This window comes from Paenibacillus oryzae (assembly GCF_001675045.1).
Classification (GTDB): Bacteria; Bacillota; Bacilli; order Paenibacillales; family Paenibacillaceae; genus Pristimantibacillus; species Pristimantibacillus oryzae.
The window spans coordinates 1-18518 of sequence record NZ_LYPA01000017.1; the positions used below are offsets into that span (position 1 = coordinate 1).

The 18518-nt window shown below is 53.4% G+C and carries 14 protein-coding genes; 5 read left to right on the plus strand and 9 right to left on the minus strand.

Going from position 1 to position 18518, the window contains the following annotated elements; all coding sequences use genetic code 11:
- Nucleotides 1–133 precede the first annotated feature (133 nt).
- Nucleotides 134–568, plus strand: a complete 435-nt coding sequence (locus tag A7K91_RS00220; protein WP_068678477.1) for a GNAT family N-acetyltransferase — start codon at nucleotides 134–136, stop codon at nucleotides 566–568.
- A 43-nt stretch (nucleotides 569–611) separates the two neighbouring features.
- Here A7K91_RS00220 and A7K91_RS00225 read toward each other — a convergent pair whose 3' ends face one another.
- From A7K91_RS00225 to A7K91_RS00235, 3 genes are all read right to left on the minus strand, one after another.
- Nucleotides 612–1409 (minus strand): alpha/beta fold hydrolase, encoded by a 798-nt coding sequence (locus A7K91_RS00225; RefSeq protein ID WP_068678480.1) that lies wholly within the window; start codon nucleotides 1407–1409, stop codon nucleotides 612–614.
- Entirely contained in the window at nucleotides 1402–1968 is a 567-nt protein-coding gene (locus A7K91_RS00230) for a PadR family transcriptional regulator (RefSeq protein WP_068678482.1), read from the minus strand. Before A7K91_RS00230 ends, A7K91_RS00225 begins: the two co-directional genes overlap by 8 nt.
- A 126-nt stretch (nucleotides 1969–2094) precedes the next feature.
- The gene (locus tag A7K91_RS00235; RefSeq protein ID WP_068678484.1) at nucleotides 2095–3576 is read right to left on the minus strand and encodes an SMI1/KNR4 family protein; all 1482 of its coding nucleotides are present in this window, start codon (nucleotides 3574–3576) and stop codon (nucleotides 2095–2097) included.
- Between the two features lie 145 nt (nucleotides 3577–3721).
- Here A7K91_RS00235 and A7K91_RS00240 point away from each other — a divergent pair, with 145 nt between their 5' ends.
- Nucleotides 3722–4771, plus strand: a complete 1050-nt coding sequence (locus A7K91_RS00240) for a LacI family DNA-binding transcriptional regulator (protein ID WP_068678486.1) — start codon at nucleotides 3722–3724, stop codon at nucleotides 4769–4771.
- Between the two features lie 156 nt (nucleotides 4772–4927).
- Nucleotides 4928–7363 (plus strand): glycoside hydrolase family 94 protein, encoded by a 2436-nt coding sequence (locus A7K91_RS00245; protein ID WP_068678488.1) that lies wholly within the window; start codon nucleotides 4928–4930, stop codon nucleotides 7361–7363.
- A 252-nt stretch (nucleotides 7364–7615) separates the two neighbouring features.
- Here A7K91_RS00245 and A7K91_RS00250 read toward each other — a convergent pair whose 3' ends face one another.
- The 6 genes from A7K91_RS00250 to A7K91_RS00275 all read right to left on the minus strand — a co-directional run bounded on the left by A7K91_RS00250 (nucleotide 7616) and on the right by A7K91_RS00275 (nucleotide 16668).
- Nucleotides 7616–8395: a class I SAM-dependent methyltransferase gene (locus A7K91_RS00250; RefSeq protein WP_068678506.1), complete on the minus strand. Its 780-nt coding sequence runs from the start codon at nucleotides 8393–8395 to the stop codon at nucleotides 7616–7618.
- A gap of 170 nt (nucleotides 8396–8565) precedes the next feature.
- Nucleotides 8566–9771 (minus strand): VWA domain-containing protein, encoded by a 1206-nt coding sequence (locus tag A7K91_RS00255; RefSeq protein ID WP_068678491.1) that lies wholly within the window; start codon nucleotides 9769–9771, stop codon nucleotides 8566–8568.
- A gap of 2 nt (nucleotides 9772–9773) precedes the next feature.
- A complete protein-coding gene (locus A7K91_RS00260) occupies nucleotides 9774–12233 on the minus strand; it encodes a DUF5682 family protein (RefSeq protein ID WP_068678493.1) in 2460 nt (819 codons plus the stop codon).
- Complete coding sequence (locus tag A7K91_RS00265; protein WP_068678495.1) at nucleotides 12230–13333, minus strand: ATP-binding protein; 1104 nt, start codon at nucleotides 13331–13333, stop codon at nucleotides 12230–12232. The genes A7K91_RS00260 and A7K91_RS00265 overlap by 4 nt, the downstream gene beginning before the upstream one ends.
- Nucleotides 13334–15169 (minus strand): helix-turn-helix domain-containing protein, encoded by a 1836-nt coding sequence (locus A7K91_RS00270; RefSeq protein ID WP_068678497.1) that lies wholly within the window; start codon nucleotides 15167–15169, stop codon nucleotides 13334–13336.
- 35 nt (nucleotides 15170–15204) lie between these two features.
- Nucleotides 15205–16668, minus strand: coding sequence for an SWIM zinc finger family protein (locus tag A7K91_RS00275; RefSeq protein ID WP_068678499.1), 1464 nt, complete (start codon nucleotides 16666–16668; stop codon nucleotides 15205–15207).
- A 257-nt stretch (nucleotides 16669–16925) separates the two neighbouring features.
- Between A7K91_RS00275 and A7K91_RS00280 the strand changes: the two genes are divergently transcribed.
- Nucleotides 16926–17261, plus strand: a complete 336-nt coding sequence (locus tag A7K91_RS00280; protein WP_068678501.1) for a helix-turn-helix transcriptional regulator — start codon at nucleotides 16926–16928, stop codon at nucleotides 17259–17261.
- Nucleotides 17262–17385: 124 nt separating this feature from the next.
- Nucleotides 17386–18258, plus strand: a complete 873-nt coding sequence (locus tag A7K91_RS00285; RefSeq protein WP_068678504.1) for a methionyl aminopeptidase — start codon at nucleotides 17386–17388, stop codon at nucleotides 18256–18258.
- The last annotated feature ends 260 nt before the right edge of the window (nucleotides 18259–18518 follow it).

Sequence of the window (18518 nt, forward strand, 5' to 3'; positions counted from 1 at the left end):
AAGGGGTTTTCAGGATTTTTGAGTACATTTGCATGACACCTATGAAACTTCCATCAATTGGGACGAACTGCATAAGTCATGGACATCAGTCAAAGCTCCCACAATTAGGTATAAAAGACAGGAGGCGCTCTGTATGAAGCTAACGCTAACCCCGGTTGACCAAAATAACTGGTACGCCGTTACGCAGCTGGACACATCAAAAGATCAAAAATCGGTATTTCCCGTCCCAGCCGTCTATTGGCTGGCGGAATCCGCCTATTGCGGCTTTACGCCGCTGGCTATGTATGCGGGGGATCAGCTCGTCGGCTTCGCCGTTCATGCAATCGACCCCGACGACGGCATCTGCTGGATTATGGCCTATATGATTGATGCCAGATTTCAAGGCGCAGGCTATGGCCGGACGGGCATGCTGGCCCTGATCGCCCATTTGCTCGAGCTTCGCCTCTCCGACAAGCTCCGGCTCGGGCACCGCCCCGAGAATGAACGTGCCGCACGGCTGTATGCCTCCCTTGGATTTGAAGAAATCGACCGCCAAGGGCATGAAGTCATCAGGGAGCTTTTGCTTTGAGCGCCGATAGCATAAAATTCGTTAAATCAGGAAATTCGTTAAATCAGGAAAAACGCAAAAAAGGCAAAACCGTATCCAAAAATTCAGCAGGGCTCTCCAAATGAGGGTAGTGGCCGCATTGCTCCAGCCTGACCAGCTTCGAGCCCTTTATGGAGCGATGCGCCTGTCTGCAAATTCCTTGATTAAACGCCAGGTCGCGCCCAGCCTCCACGATCAAAACCGGGTGCTCGATTTCACTTAAGCGCCCGACAGCATAAGGCTTCAATGGCCGATGATGGGATGGCTTCTCCTGATAAAAGGCTTCATTAGCCAAATACAGCTCTTTAAACTTCTGCCGGCCTGCTTCATCCTGCGGGATGGTATATTGCCAAAAGGCATCATCCATAAAATGCTCCGCCGCTCGCTGGATTCCATGCTTTTTGACCCGCATAAAATCTTTGATCCCTTGCCAGGTCAGCCTTAACGGATACCTGGTTCCATTGACGGAAGGCGCAGCCAGCACCAGCTTCTCCACCCTGTCCGGGTAAGCCAGCGCAAAATCGATAGCCGCGCTGCCGCCAAACGACGAGCCGACCAAACTGGCTTTTTGGATGCCGAAATGGTCCATCATGTCTTTTAAATCCTGATAATACGAAAAGGGAGCTTTAGCCGCCTCGGTTTTGCCATATCCCCTCTGATCGTAACGAAGCACCCGGAACTCCTTCGCAAACGTCTCGACATGCCCATCCCAAACCGCCAGATTGGAATACCCGCCATGCAGCAGCACAAGCGGCGTCCCTTCGCCTTCTATGGCAGCATGAAAAGCTGTTCCATTTATGACATGCAGATGGTCTTCATTCATGACTAGAGCCCCCATTGCCCTTGAGGCGTTCAAGTGTTTCAAGAGACTCCGTACACCAATCCATTCTTGCCTTTGAGGAAATAATGCCGTAACGGAGCGTCAGCATCCAGAACGGATATTGTTCATCCTCCTTATGCTTATCCAGCAAATTGGACTGCTCCATATAGATGTCATGCATGGCTGCGAACTCATCCCGTTCCTTTTCCAATAACGCTTGAACGGCATCCGTGTCCTTTGAGGTCGCAAAATACACCTTTAGCAAAAGCTCATCCCGATAATTGACCGCCCTTGCGGGATTGCTAAGCCATTCTCGAAAATAGTCCAGTCCAAGCGGCGTAATCCGAAACTTCTTTTGCCCCCGCGTCCGGTCCGGGAATGGAATCTCCTCTGCGTATTCCTGCTTGACCAGCTGCTTCAGGACAGGATAAATCTGTCCGAAGCTCTCGCTCCAGAAATGACGTAAAGACCCGTCAAACCGCTTTTTGATTTCATAGCCCGTGCAATCGCCTTGAGACAGCACTCCCAAAACAGCAAACAGCGTCGTGTTGGATTTTCCCATAGAAACGTCTCCTTTAATATATCTATTAGATACATATCTAATAGATATATTAATACAACTCTGCAGGAAATTCAATCCATTCCCAGGGTCAAGAGCCAACGCCCGTTTATACGATAAAATAAACCTTTAAGAGTTCAACTGAGCAAGCAGCTCTTTGATCGCGGCCTCCGACATCTCCAGTACGCTGCCATCACGCACAACGATTCGGCCCTGGTGGATGCGATCGTCCAGCCAGTCCGTTACAAATCCCGGAGCGTAGCCGCCTGTGCTGAACTCACCGCCAAACGCAATCATTCCGGGGTAATCCTCCAGATAGCTCTCCCGGGTCGGACCGGGATGGCTGAGCGTGTAGAGCCAAAATTGCAAATCGTACATCAGAATTGATCGTTCATCGGCATGCAGCGCAAAATATCCCTTATCCTGAACGATTTCCGTACAAATGTGGCGGATTTTGCTCTCCAGCCCCTCCACCTCAGAGGATGCCTTGTCGACCAGCTCCCCCAGCAACGGCGAAAACGGCGCCTCGGCCACCATGCGCAAATCTTCCTCCTTGTCAGCCTCAGAAGTGTCGAAGACCTCGTCATTCACCAAGCCGCGCACAAAGGCTTCAAAGCTATGGGCCAAATAAGTAATTTCATAGTCGCCTTCCTGATCCACATGAACAACGGATGGCTCCCCTTCCGGCCCGCAAAACCGGTAATCCAGCATGACCACGTCATGTCCCGCAGAGGGACAATCGCAGATCACGACGCCGAGATCGGGATATCCCCATTCCTCAATCATAAACCGGCTCCCCAAATCGCCGGCTAGCGAATACGTCTTTTGGCGCCCAATGCCCATGATAGAGGTAATGGAAATATGATCCTCCGCCCAGGACGTAGACTCCGTGGTGGGAAAGCTTGTATTAACGGGGACTCCGCCGTTTTGTGTCTTCATCAAGGCTATGTAGGACTGCGGAAGCTTGTAGCCCAGCTCCTGCTCAATGGAGGCGATCATCTCGTCGTCCGCCGGCTGGGACAATATATCTTTGATTATATATTCGGAATTTGCCTCCCAGAATGAATCCAGATCAAAGCCTGCGAACGGCTGCCTCACAGCGGCTGCATCATCTTTCCCGCTACGCCCGCTATCAGCCTTCACCCCGTCGCCGGGAACACCCGCTTCGCTGCCTCCGATAGAAGCTGACGGGTTCTTGGCCCCGGATTTGCGTTCGGCTTCCCAATCAGCGGCCCAGCGCTGCCGCATTTCCTCCATTTTTGCCGCTTTGGGCCGCAGCTCCTCCAAAAACTGCAGCGTGTATTCATCATCGGGCTCCAGCTCGTCCGCTCGTTCAAACGCTTCCAGCGCTTTATCGTAGAGCGCTAGATGACAATAGGAATAGCCCATCCGAAAATGCCAGACGGCGTCATTTTGCCCTTGCTCCGCCACGCTTTCAAGCTGCTCAAGCGCTTCACGGTAACGCTCGGCATTGTTGAGCGCCCTCCCCAGCTGTCCTATAAGCTCATAACTTCTTTCAGAAACGGGAATGTTCGTAATCGCTTTAATGATTGCATCGTATTGCTCATCCTCGTGCCATGCCAAAATTTGCTCCAGTAAATCCTTCTCCATCATCATCCCCCGTTCACGTCATGGAATATCTTTACGCCACCTATTATAATCACTTTATAAACCGGATGGAAATCGCTTGAAACGCGGCTGGATTTATCATACAATTGATTCATAAACGCGCGTTCAGGAATCAGAAGGAGGCATTATGCGCAGCGAAGATATTGCGAAATTGGCTGGCGTGTCCCGAAGCACGGTTTCCAGGGTCATCAACAACTACCCAAACGTGCCGCCGGAAACGCGCGAGAAGGTGCTGAAGGTTATTCAACAGCACCACTATCAGCCCAACACCTACGCCAGAGCGCTGGCTGGGAAGGGGACCAATACGATAGGGCTGTTTGTTGTCAGCACAGCCGACAAATTCTCCACCCATCGTATTTATCAAAACAACTATTTTGCCCCCTTTGTCGAATCGGTGGTGGATACGGCCAACTCGCTAGGCTACTATGTACTGATTCATACTCTTTATACGCTGGAAGACTATCAGAAGGTCAAGCAGGCCTGCCTGCAAAAGCGCATTGACGGCGGCATTCTGGTAGGCACCCGCAAAGAGGTTGACGTGATCCGGGAGCTGGTCGGTCTGGAAGCGCCGATCGTCCTCATCGATTACGACATTGGCGAAATTATTGCGAGCCGCTTGGACAAAAGCAATGTGTCTGTCATCAACTCCAAGGATTACGACGGAGCGGCGGAAGCCGTTGACTATTTGATCTCTCTCGGCCATCGCAAAATCGGCATGATCAACGGCTCTGTGAATACGTTTTCAGGGGCCGAGCGCTTCAAGGCCTACGAATCCGTGCTGCAGAGAAACGGACTGTCGGTTGAGAAGGGCTATATTTTGAACGGGGACTTCCTGAAGCAAAATGCCTATCATGAAGTACGCGGCCTTCTGGCCTCCGGCCAGGAACTGCCTACCGCATTTTTTGCGGCCAACGACGATATGGCGGCCGCGGCCTACGAGGCGTTCAAGGAATTCGGCCTCTCCATTCCGGAGGACATCTCCATCGTAGGCTTCGATGACGGCCCCATCGCAGCGCAGCTTGTGCCCAAGCTGACTACCGTCCGGGTGCCTATCTACGATATGTCCAAGGAAGCGGTGCAAAAGGTGGTTGCTCTATGCGAGCAGACCGTCACCGCCTTCAGCACAGTAAGCTTTCCCGCACCGCTCGTGGTACGGGATTCCTGCAGGGAGCTGTAAGGAGACCTCTAACGCGGCTGCGATACACATACTTACTTGAACAGCTAGTTTCTCATCGCCCCTTTCCCTCTCCGGACCAGCGGAGCAGGGATTAGGGATTTCCTTCAGGCTTTTGTAAACGCGCGTTCACAAAACCATTAAAGGAGCACGATACACATGAAATTTGGTCATTTTGATGATGCAAACAAGGAATATGTTATTGAAACTCCGAAAACGCCTTACCCCTGGATCAACTATCTCGGCTCCGAAAACTTCTTCGGCCTTGTATCCAATACGGGCGGCGGCTATTGCTTCTATCGCGATGCCAGACTAAGAAGGCTGACTCGTTACCGGTACAACAATATTCCGCTTGATAACGGCGGGCGCTATTATTACATTCATGATCAAGGCGATTATTGGACGCCGGGCTGGATGCCTGTGAAGCGCGACCTGGACTTCTATGAGTGCCGTCACGGACTGGGCTACACCTCCATTACTGGGGAGCGTAACGACCTCCGCGTCAAGCAGCTTCAATTTGTCCCGCTTGGCGTTACCGGCGAAGTCCATCAATTGACCGTTTCCAACGTATCCGATGCTCCAAAAGATGTGAAGCTGTTTTCCTTTGTAGAATTTTGCTTGTGGAATGCCAATGACGATATGACCAACTTCCAGCGCAATCTGAGCACAGGCGAGGTAGAGATCAAAGGCTCTGTCATATACCATAAAACCGAATACCGCGAGCGCCGCGACCACTACTCCTTCTTCTCGGTCAACACCGAAGTAGACGGCTTTGACACCGACCGCGACAGCTTCCTTGGCGCTTACAACGGCCTGGATACGCCTGCGGTCGTAGCAGAAGGCAAATCCGCCAATTCGGTTGCCAGCGGCTGGTCGCCGATCGCCTCGCACGGAATCAACATTTCGTTGCAGCCGGGCGAAGAAAAAACGTTTGTATTTGTACTTGGCTACATCGAAAATCCGGAAGAGGAAAAATGGGAATCCCCCGGCGTCATCAACAAAACAAGAGCGCAAGCCATGATTGACCAATTCGCTACCGACGAAGGCGTAGACAAAGCAATGGCTGAGCTTGCCTCCTACTGGGATGGCCTGCTGTCGAAATATACGCTCACAGCGCCTGATGACAAGCTGAACCGGATGGTTAACATCTGGAATCCGTATCAATGTATGGTGACGTTCAACATGTCCCGCTCCGCCTCCTATTTCGAATCCGGCATCGGACGCGGCATGGGCTTCCGCGATTCCAACCAGGATTTGCTGGGCTTTGTCCATCAAATTCCGGAGAGAGCGCGCGAGCGCATTATCGACATCGCCTCCACCCAATTCGAGGACGGAAGCGCCTATCACCAATATCAGCCGCTCACCAAAAAAGGCAATAACGAGGTCGGCAGCGGCTTTAACGACGATCCGCTCTGGCTCATTTTGGGCACAGCCGCCTATATTAAGGAAAGCGGAGATTACAGCATTCTCGACGAGCAAGTGCCGTTCGACAGCAACCCGGACAACACGGCTACGCTGTTCGAGCATTTGAAGCGCTCCTTCTTCCACGTCATTCACAATCTGGGACCGCATGGCTTGCCGCTCATCGGACGCGCCGACTGGAACGACTGCCTCAACCTGAACTGCTTCTCCAAGGAGCCGGGCGAAAGCTTCCAAACGACGGCCAACATCGAAGGGCGCGTGGCGGAATCCGTCTTTATTGCGGGATTGTTCGTGTTTGTTGGACCGGATTATGTAGAGCTGTGCAAACGCAGAGGTCTGCATGAGGAAGCCGAGCAAGCCCAGGCTCATATTGAGTCCATGAGAAAAACGACGCTGGAGCATGGCTTCGACGGCGACTGGTTCCTGCGCGCTTACGACCATTACGGCAACAAAATCGGAAGCAAGGAAAACGACGAAGGCAAAATCTTTATCGAGCCGCAAGGCTTCTGCGTTATGGCCGGAATCGGCGTAGAGGAAGGTTTGGCAGCAAAAGCGCTGCAATCTGTCGAGGAGCATCTGGAAACGGATTACGGCATTATTCTGCAAACGCCGCCTTATTCCAAATATTATCTCAATCTGGGCGAAATTTCGTCTTATCCGCCGGGATATAAGGAAAATGCGGGTATTTTCTGTCACAACAATCCGTGGATCATGATCGCCGAAACGGTGCTTGGCAACGGAGACCGCGCGTTTGAGCTATATCGCAAAATCGCGCCGGCTTACCTGGAGGAAATCAGCGAAATCCATCGCATGGAGCCTTACGTCTACGCGCAAATGATCGCGGGCAGAGACGCCGTGCGCCATGGCGAAGCCAAAAACTCCTGGTTGACGGGAACAGCGGCTTGGAACTACATCGCCATCACGCAATCCATTCTTGGCATCCAGGCCGATTTCGACGGCTTAAGAATCGATCCTTGTATTCCGAAGGACTGGAACGGCTTCTCCATTGTTCGCGAATTCCGCGGCAATACGTTCAACATTGCAATCTCCAATCCAAACGGCGTATCGAAGGGCGTCGCCTCACTCACCGTAGACGGCAAGGCTCTTGAGGGCAATACCATTCCGGTATCCGGCAGCGGCGGCACTTATCAAGTCGAGGTTGTGCTGGGTTAAGCAATTCATTGCATAAAAAAAGTAGGGGCTGTCCGAAAAGTCTATTTCGGTGAATAAATATTCAGCAAAACCGGTATCTGCAGGAAAAGGGTGTCTTGGAAGCTCAAACCTATTTGTCCGCTTTATTTTGATCCTGTGTTTTAGTGGATAAAAGCAGACAAAAAAACTCGCCCTCAAGACACCCTTTCCCCTCCGGTCCTCTCTGCTGAATAGCTATTCGTTTCACGTGACTTTTCGGACAGCCCCTTTCATTTACAGCTTTTCTGCAACAATAGTGAACGTTTTGGGGATGCCTTTATCGAAGACGTCTGAAGATTGATTAGGCAGTTCTTCAAGAACCTTTATACATAGCCTGCTGCTTGCAATGGACGTAACAATCTCTCCGAGGGTCCAGTTCCGTATAAGGACTTTCTGCGTCTGGCCGCTATCGTTCACAAATTTTGAAAAGGAAATTTCTTTTTCCTCTAATGACGTATCGAAGTAGTCGCCCGTTACTTTATGCTTCCGGATATTGGCTGTTGTACCCCGTGATGAAATTAACTTTGTCGTCACTGGATGGAAATCTTGTAACACCAGCACTCCACCGGGGTGAAGAAGGGCGTGTACCACTTTAAACAACGCCTCTAAATCCATGAAGTAGTGAAGAATCCCATGTTCCATATATACAATATCGAAGCCACCCGTTAACATTTCAGCCGGCAACTCCAGCACGTCGGATAAAACGTATTGTATAGGAACGCCCGCAGCATCGGCTATCTCTAGTGCATACTTTTCATTCTCAGAAGAAAAGTCCACTACGGTAACGTTTGCACCTAATAATGCCAATGCGACAGCCTTATTCCCATTTGAGCCAAGCAGATTCGCGATTTTCTTATCTTTGACATCTCCGAAAAAATCCAAGGCTTTGCCAATTCTTTTTTTCGGGTCATGCTTTATCTTCATCGCAGCTTCAGCGGGATGACCAAACCGGTTGATCCATGCTTGATATGCCCCGCTATTCCACGATTCCTTATTCTGCCGAGAAGTTTCCAGACGAATCACCGCCAGTAGGTTTTAGGTCCATTATAACCCAGATGCCAATTCAAAAGTAATGACCAATACCCTTTTACGGCAACTGCCGCCGTCGAAAAAAAGAGATGCTTTTTTTCCTGCTCTGAGGGCTCTATCAAAATCGTTTGCATTCTTCCAACGTCTTATCGGCCTTAATCCTTTCTTGTGGAGGTCAATTTGGCGGATAACGCCGACAAGTCGTCGCCCTTGAGCGCTCCCTCCACCAGCGCCGGAAGCATGCCCGGCGTACAGGCGAAGGAAGGCGTGCCGTCCCGCGCAAACTGCTTCGCCACCCGCTCGTCGTAATAGGGCTGACCCTGATCCGACAGCGCCAGCAGACACATCGTTTGCACGCCAGCCTCACGCAGCTCCCGCATTCTTCGGATCAGTCCCGCCTGATTGCCGCCTTCGCACAGGTCCGAAATAAGAATAAACATCGTTTTTTTCGGCTCCGTAATAAACTGCTCGCAATATTGCACCGACTTGTTGATATCCGTACCACCGCCAAGCTGAATGCCAAAAAGCATATCGACAGGGTCGTTTTCACATTGCTCCGTCAAATCCACCACCTGAGTATCAAAGGCGACGACCCGCGTATCCAGCGCGGGCATACTGGCGAAAATCGAAGCAATAACAGAGGCCCATATGACGGAATCCGCCATGGAGCCGCTCTGGTCGATATCCACGATAATCGTCCATTCCTTATTGCGCTTTGCCCGGTCAAAATAGTACATTTTCTCCGGAATAATCTGCCGCCGCTCGCTATCGTAGTTTTTCAGGTTGCGGCGGATCGTCCTGCCCCAGTCGATTCCCGTCAGAGACGGCAGTGGGGAATGCTGCCGGCGGTTTAGCGCTCCCGTAACGGCGCGGCGAAGATCATGCTCAAGCCGTCTTTGCAGCTCCTCAACGACAGCTTGCACAAGCTGTCTTGCGGTATCCTTGGTTTTTTCGGGAATTTTGCCCTTCAGCGACAATAACGTGCCTACCATCCCGATATCCGGCTTGACGGAGGCCAGCAGCTCGGGCTCGAACAGCAGCTGCTTCCAGCCCTTTCGCTCCATGGCGTCTCCCTGAATGATGGACACCACTTCCTCCGGAAACAAGCTGCGAACATCGCCCAGCCATTTGGCCAGCCGGGGAGCCGACGGCCCGTTGCCGCCTCGTCCGCCTGCAGAGCCGCCTCCTTCTACCCCGCCAGTGGTATTGTCATAAATGGCGGCAAGAGCTTCATCCATAATGATTTCTTCAGGAGACAGGCACGAGGAGCCGCCGCCAAGCTCCGTTAGCTTTGATTCGGCTTCCTTGCCCAGCACCAGACGCCAGCGCGACCAGATTTCCTTATCCACCTCAGCGCTCATGATCAGAAGTCCTCAAAGTCAAATTCATTCAGCTCCTCAATTTGCTTCTCTTCCTGCTCGTTCAACTCGCCGGACAATAGCTCGGCAGCCTGGCCGGCGTCCACTCCCCACAGCTCGCCCAGCACCTCCGCCACCATCGTTTTTTCGCGAGGGGCAAACACGCTGAACGCCCGCCGCAGAAACACCAGCGCTCTCGCAAACTGCTCCTTCTCCAGACCTGCAATATAGGCATTCAGCTGCTCCCACAGCGCAATGCGCGATACAAGCGCATAACGGTTGCGCTGCGCCAGCCCCTCAAACCAGCCTGCCCCAAGCTCTGCCGGAATGCCTGGCGACAGGCGGCGCGATACCTCCTGCTCGCACGCCTCGGCGCTTAATACGCCCCGCTCCATCAGAATGGCGCAAGCCAGCCCCGATAAGCGCGGGTTGCGGTCATCCCGCGACGATAGCTCTGTCAGCTTGGCAAGCCACAGCTCCTCATCCACCTGTCCGGCATGCTCCTGAGCTGCGTTATGCAGACTGCCGATCGCTTCCATCATGCCCATGGCCGCTTCGTCATTGCAGCCGCTGGCCTCCAGCAAAAACAGGCTGGCCCGCAGAAACAGCTTCTCCAGAAGAGGCAGCAGCGGCGCTGTATCCATCCGACGCACATCTCCGTAAGAAACGGCCTTGGACAGCTCGGATATAGCAGCAGCCAGCTGCACCACATCCCGGCTATCGGCGGCGAGCGCATCCAGCGCGGTTAAGCTGGCGGCGAGCTGCGAGGCCATTCCGCACAGGCAGGCCGTGCGAATAAGGGAGGAGGCCTCTGCTATAGCGGTGCATGCCGCCAGCTTTTGGCTAAGCGTGCGGGCAGCCGCGATTTCTATCGTTTCTCCCATCAGGCTGGCTTCGACCGTCTGAATTTCCGCTTCGGGACTCCATTGCAGCACCCAATGCTCCGCCCAGCTCGCCTCCTGCTGACTGCTTGGCTTAACCTGCGCCAAGGAAATGCCAATCAGGGCAAGCCTGTGCAGCAGGAAGGAGCGGTTCAAATCCAGGAAAGCAGCGGCTTCGGACTTCACTCTGCGATTTTCGCGAAGATCCAGCGTCAGCTCCTGGGCAACGGTTGTGCGGTACTTGTCGAGCTTCAGCTCCTTCAGCTGGCGATTCAGGTCATCCTGGACAGGCGTCTGACTGACACCCTCCGCCAAAGCGCCGATGCCCGTGCCCACATCCATAAAGGCTAAAGCATCAGCGACAACAGACAGCTCTCCGCGCCCCAGCAGCGTCTTGGCTGCATCGCGCAAATCAACAAGCGCGGGCTGGCTTCCGCCATGCAAAGCCGCGAGGCTTTCCGCCATGCGAACCGCTTCAATGACCTCCGCTGTGGAGCGAAACGTGCCGCTTTCCCGCAGGCGCGCAGCCACTGCGGACAAATAAACATGGGGCAGCCCCTCCAGCGTTCCCTCCTGCATGGCCTGCCACATGGCTTCGTAATAGCCGGGGGCATTATTGCCCGCGCCGTAGCCGGACAAAGAGGATAGCCGGAAATAGGAATACGGCATCATGGTCAGCTTGGAGGACACAGACGGGAGCGTCTTCAGCTCCGCATCCGTCATGGCTCCGTCCGTGTTCTCCAGCGCTTCCGCATGGTACGCTCCGCACACGACAACGATTTTATCCGGCTTATGTCCTGCATCGATCATTTCCTGGATGCCCCGCTTCATATAGCTCTCCCGCACCGCATTATGAGCAAACTCATGAACAGCTTGCTCCCTCTCGCCCGCGATGGTCAAGCTCCGCATAGAGGACGAAAAGGCTTTAACCGTCTGGCGGTAAACATCCGGCGACAAATTATGCTCGTAATGGCGCTCCCAATAGGTATCGTAATCCGGCTCCCCGGCCAGAGCAGCAACCCGCTCGTACAGCGAAACCTCCGGCGAGCCTGAGCGACTGGACTCATCGTCAGCTCCGGCTGATGGTATAGCATCAGTGCTGCCCGGCTGCTTGGAATCAGCATTGCTTGACTGCTCCTCGGCATCCCTCGGCTGCCCGGCATTGGCATCTTCATCCAAAGCCTCCGACTCACCGTCCGGCAGCTTGTCGCCGGCGCCCTCCGGCGCCTCCTTCTGCCTAGCGCTGCGCAGCGCCAGCGTCACGCTGGAGGGCAGATCGATAAAAGCGGATTCAGCGCCATTCCGGTCCGCCCACTTAAGCGCGGCATATTCCGGCGAATACGACGCAAACGGCCATAATACGGTATGAACAGGCACCTGATCCGTATAGGCGAGTATTGCGATTGGCGGCACCGTTTCGTTCCGGACGATATGCCGGATTTCGGAGCTGGCGTCGGACGGGCCCTCCACCAGCACGGCGGTAGGCTTGACCTCATCCAGAAAACGCAGCAGATGCCACGCCCCGCCGGGAGACAAGTGCCGGACACCGAAGACGTGTACGCCTGCGGTTCCGACCGCACTCATGGATTAAGCTCCTTGCAGGCCGCATACAGCCCGCGCCAGTCACTGCCCCGTTTCTTCATCACATTGTTGATGTATTCCTGCCAAACCAGCTTATCCTTGTCATCATCCTTGACGATGGCTCCTTGCAGCCCCGCAGCCAAATCGGCATCACGGATCTCTCCATCGCCGAAGCTTGCGGCAAGCGCCATGCTTCCCGTAAGAAGCGAAATCGCTTCGGCGGTCGAAATCGCGCCGCCCGGCGATTTGATCTTCTCCTTCTTGTCGAGCGACATGCCGCTGCGCAGCTCTCGGAAAATCGTCACGACCTTAAGCAGCGCGTCATGGGCCGGAGCCGCCGCCTGCAGATCGTATTGAGCCGCGATTTCGCTCACGCGCTTGCGTACGATTTCGATTTCCGTCTCCAAATCCGACGGCGCAGGCAAAACAATAATATTAAAACGCCGCTTAAGCGCCGCCGACATTTCATTAACGCCCCGGTCGCGGGTATTCGCCGTAGCAATGATGGAAAAGCCTTTGCGGGCGTTCATCTCCTTGCCAAGCTCGGCGATGGAGATCGTTTTTTCCGACAAAATAGAGATCAGAGCATCCTGCACCTCCGATGCGCTGCGGGAAATTTCCTCAAACCGCGCAATGCCGCCTGCTTCCATCGCCCTCATGATGGGACTTTGCACCAGCGCCTCCGGCGTAGGGCCGTTCGCCAGCAGCATGGCGTAGTTCCAGGAATAGCGGACATGCTCCTCCGTTGTGCCCGCCGTGCCTTGAACAACCAGGCCGGAATTGCCGTAAATGGCGGCGGTCAAATTTTCCGAAAGCCATGATTTGGCCGTGCCCGGCTCCCCGATCAGCAGCAAGGCGCGATCCGTCACCAGCGTGGCGATTGCCATCTCCACCAGCCGTTTGTTGCCGATATATTTTGGCGTGATGGGGGTTCCGCCTGCTTCTCCGCCTGTAATAAAGGTCAACACAGCCTGCGGGGACATCTGCCAGCCCGCCGGGACCTTGCCCTTGTCCGCCGCCTTCAACGCCTCCAGCTCATGACGATAAAGCTGCTCGGCGGGCAGTCGAAGCACATCCTGCAATTGCTGCTCATTTCCGTTCATTTATGCTTGCACCTCGCTCATTCGATCCAGAATATATTGCATCTGCTTGCCTGAATAAGAATCTAACCTCTGCTGCAAAGCCGACAGCCGCTCGCGATAAGACTCCGGCAAATTCATCAGCTCCAGGAACAATCCGCGATCCAAACGGTACGGAAGTGATTTTTGCTTCTCCAGAGAAGCCACCATCGTCTCCCGCATAATGGAAACATCCGTGCCGCACCGGCGCAGGCCTTCCCAAATAACGGAGAAATGATCGTATCTGCCGCTTGTCGATTTTGACAGTGCCTCCAGCAAAAATTCCGGCGTATAATCCGGCTCCAGCTGTCCGGAAGCCGCTTTGGACGAGCGGACAAACGAAGCAGCAAGCACCGCGTGACCCCGTTCAATGGACCATAGCAGCCAGCGGTCATCCCATTTCCTTTCAAGCTCCTGCTCCGGCAGGATGGTTGTAATATAAGTGTAGTCCTGCTCCTCATTCCAAATGTTGGGGACCGTCTGCCATGAGCTAGGAACAAGATATTGCTCCATACTGCTAATCAGGGTATCCTTGTACACGCCTTTGCTGTAAGCAGAATAATGGTCGAATATTTCCGCAGGCGACAGCAGCGCCACTGACATCTCAAACGCATAAGAAAGGAAGTTCGCATTTACCTTCTCCAGCTTGCGAAGCTTCTCCAATACGGTTATGGACGGCGTTTCCGACACATAACGAGCGGCATCGTGCAAATACCCCGTCCAGCCCAGCTTCTGCAGGCTTGCGACCGAATCCAGCACCTTGTGGAAAAAACGATCCAGCTCTTCGCCCCTTTTGTTGTAAAAGGCATCGCGGTAAGCATCCAGCCGTTCTCTTAACGGAGCGAGCTTCTTGCTGTCTCCTGAAAATGTGCCCGAATCCGCAACAGCCTGCTCCAACAGCCCCATTGCGTCAACGGCGAGTCTCGCGGCTATCGGGCTTTCGGCAAGACCCGCCAGCCCGGAAGCAGCCAACGCCGCATCCTTTCCGGCAAAGGCTTCGTACAGTCTTGCCTGCGCAGCCTCGCTATTGCTATGCGCCAATGCGGCATATGCAGCTTCCCTTATCCCTTTTTTCCCCTCCGTAGTCCATTGCAGCAGATCGGCTTCATAGGCAGCACGTCCCGCCAGATAGGGGATGGCCGCCACTCTGACGGCCTCTGAGCCTTCAGCAGCCGCATGGCGGACCTCTGCCAGTTCGTCATCGTTTTTGCATAGCTTGGCGATCACTTCGATCATTCTGGCATCACTTTTGCCTCCCGTCAGATTAAAGCGGGCGCGGAGCAGCGGCAGGATGGTTTCGCCATAGGCAGGCAGCATTTCATTTTTTGCATATTCCGCCAGGTCGGCATAAGGGTCATTTAACGCGTCAATGGCGGGTATAACCAATCGCAAATCCTGAAACAATCCGTCTTCGAAACCCTGCCTGACAATTTCGTAACGGCCGCCGCCGGTTGTATCCAATGCCTCTCGCACCTCCGCCAGACGGCGATACGACTTCGTTGTGGACAACCCGACAGGCACAGTCTCCATCTCATGCAGCTCCCCTTCGGGTGCAAAGCTTCCTTGGGTGTGGAGCACAGAGCTAAGCAGCAGCGTCAGCTCCTGCAGCTTGAGCGCGGAGGAACGGCCATCCTCCGCAGAAGGCTCTACCAGCTCCTGCGCTCCTTCGCCCAGCTTTTTGAAAACAGGCGCCTTCTCCCCTGCCTGCATAAGCTGGGGAATAAGCCGCTTCAGACGAAAATCCCCGCTTGCCAAATCGCTTCCCGCGATATACAGCCGTGTTGTCTCGTTATATAACTCCTTTAAAAGCGCTACGCTCATATCCTAACCTCCTGATTAATGCGTATAAGCAGGCTTTAATACAAAAGCCGGGTGATATGTGTCTCATGAATAATCGACAAGGGCTGCGCCACAAGGCGGAATTGGCCAGGATCATGGCGGAGCAGCAGCAGAAAAGCTGCATCCTCAAGCTCGGCCTTTGGCAAAATTCGCAGCAGATGGAGCGTGCTTTTCCATCCGCCAGCGTGATCATCAAGCTGCAGCTTGCCCCCGGCGCGGTCCAGCAGGGCCAATCCGCCATCCTCTGTTTCCTGAATGGACTTGGCATGCACCAGCACAACCGGGCTTTTGTTGCCAAGCGGATTTTTCAGCTCGTTTCTTACTTTTTTGACCGCATCCGCAATGGATATCTCCGCCGCTTCTCGTACTTTTGTCCTATGTCGTTCTTCAACCGGGGCAAAAGACGGATTTTCCATGCGGACGCGCCGATTGAATGTGCCGGGGTATATGTACAGCTCCTGTGCTGTAACGGCATCGAAGAAGCTGTCCTCTTCTTTAATATATTTGGCGGCTTTATACGGCCGGTAGTTGAAGGTACGGTGAATCTCCCCGTTCTCCAGCTCCATCCAATAGCCGATATCTACAAATTCGCCCCGGGACTTATCATCATGGCTAATAAAAGAAAGCTGAATCATTTCCCGATTTTGCCGCAAAAGCCCATGGGCTTGCAGCTCGGACAGCTGCCAGGCATGCCCTAGCCACTCTTCAATCGCTGTCTCCGTATCCGGCTTAAGCTCCGGGTCCTCCAGCTTGGCTTCCAAATAAGGACGGCCCTTGCGAATCAATGCCCCGATTAGCAGCAACTGCTCTATCGCAGCCGTATAATCGGCCTCCTGGTTCCCGGAGCCAGCCAGCGCGGCCTCCAGATGGATAGAAAGCGCCCGAAGCTCATTTTGCGCGCCAGGCAAATAGCTGTTGCCAAGCTCCTTCACACCGTCCCGGATGCCCGCGAGACTTCTTTTGTCCACGGTGCCCAAGCCGCCGCGAATCAGCGACAGCACCAGCTTCTCCAGCATATCCAGACCTTGAAGCTGCGCCTTGATTTTTTTGGCTAACGCTGATTTATTGACCTTCTTCGGCTTGACCTCCGCCTCGCCGGATATAGCCGCCTCGGCTTGCGCCGCTTTTTTGGCAGATCGCTGCTCAGCCTTCTCCCGTTTGGCCTCCAGGTCTGCGGGAACCTCCGCTACCGAAAACGTCTGGCCCCCGGCATAAGCGTACAGCAGCGCCAGCCCATGCTTGCAGGGAAACTGGCGGCTTGGACAATTGCACCGGAATACCGGCGTATCGCCTTCTTTAAAATCCGCAGAGCAGCTATAGCCGGATGCTCCGCTGCCTGCGCAATTCCCGAATAACAGGACTCCGTCCTCTGATTTGGAAAGTCCCGAAAGTTTATTTTTTTTCACCAGATCGCGGCCGTTTTTGGCCGCAGCGCTGTTAGGCGCAAGCGAATCTACGAATGACTCTGTCACCTCTACCATTCCATTACTCCTCCCGCCAAGATGATTCAGGTAGTTTAGGGCGTTTATGCCAACCCGATTATCGGCATAATTTGCTCCATACGGAATTGCATGCATGCCCTCTCATTTTTTATCCTATATTATACCAAAGGCCAAGCTGCTAACCTATCTGTCTAAATTCCTGTTCTTTCCTCCGCTTTGTGGAAGTAAGATCAAGTATAAACGTCGAATTTCCGCTAAAATAGATATAATAAACAACACAATCGAGGTGAACGCCATTGTCCGCGCAGACGCTGCAGTCTATGGTCCAATGGATTGACGGCAATATTACGAAGGAGCCTTCCTTGCAGCGGCTATCCGCTTATGTAGGCTATTCGCCCGGCTATTGCTCCGCCAAGTTCCATGCCTTTATGAAAATAAGCTATAAGCAATATGTGGCGCAGCGGAGAATACAACATGCGGCCAGCGAGGTCGCGAAGGGCAGCGGCAAGCTTCTTGATATCGCTCTGAAATACGGATTTTCATCCCATGAGGCTTTTACTAGAGCCTTTGCCGCCTATTACGGATGTACGCCCAAGCAATATCGGAGCAGCCATACGGATAAATTCTGCTAAATGGCATCTGGTCCCGAACGAGGAAGGTAATCAATCCTCAACATTATGAATGGTTCTGCCATGTAATGAATGATTCTTCTATACAATTAATGGTTCTTCAATTAAACAGGGACCGGGGGGCAATATGGATTCCATCGAAAGAAATCAAACCTGCTGGTGCGGAAGCGGCTTGAAATACAAGAAATGCCATGCCGAATTCGACGGGAAGCTGAGAAGCTTCAAGGCCAAAGGCATTACCGTGCCGCCCCGCTCTATTATCAAAACGCCAGAGCAAATTCAATTCATTCGAGAAAGCGGCAAAGTGAATACGGCGATTCTGGACCATGTATCCCGGCACATTACTGCCGGAATGACGACCGAAGACATCAATACCCTTGTTTATAATAAAACCGTCGAATTGGGCGGGAGGCCGGCGCAGCTTCATTTTGAAGGCTTCCCTAAAAGCGTATGCACCTCCATCAACAATCAGGTCTGTCATGGCATTCCTTCCGCCGATGTCGTCCTTGAAGACGGTGACATTATTAACGTGGACGTGTCCACGCAATATAACGGCTACTACTCCGATTCCTCCAGAATGTTCACCATAGGCGAGGTGAAGGAGGAGCACAGAAGGCTCGTTGAGACGGCAAAAGAGTGCATGGAAATGGGCTTGCAGCAGGTTGAGCCTTGGCAGCGCATAGGAAATGTAGGCGCGGCGATTAACGAGCATGCCCGCAAAAACGGCTACTCCGTCGTCATAGAAGCCGGCGGACATGGCATTGGCCTGGAGTTCCACGAGGAGCCTTGGGTGGGCTATGTGACCCGGAGAGATACGGGGATGCTGATGGTTCCCGGCATGATTTTTACGGTAGAACCGATGATCAACATGGGCAGCCGCAACGTATTTACCGATGAAAACGACGGCTGGACGATCTACACATCCGATGGCAAACCGTCGGCGCAGTGGGAAACCATGGTGCTGGTAACCGAAACCGGCCACGAGGTTTTGGCTTGGTAAGCAATCCCCCATTCAAACCAACTGTAGTTGTTGCACACCGTCCTTTTTACCGCTCACTCGCCATTCGGACAATTATGTCCGTTAAAACGGTTTTTGGCACAAATTCCAACCTGTAACGGACAGCCTTGTCCATAACAAGCAAAAAAATAGGCGGTTTCCGCTTAATTCCCACTTTAACGGACACTGCTGACTATGCTTGACCCACAATGCTTCCAAAAAACTGGATGTTGAAAACATAGCTACCCAACGAAGGTTCTCTC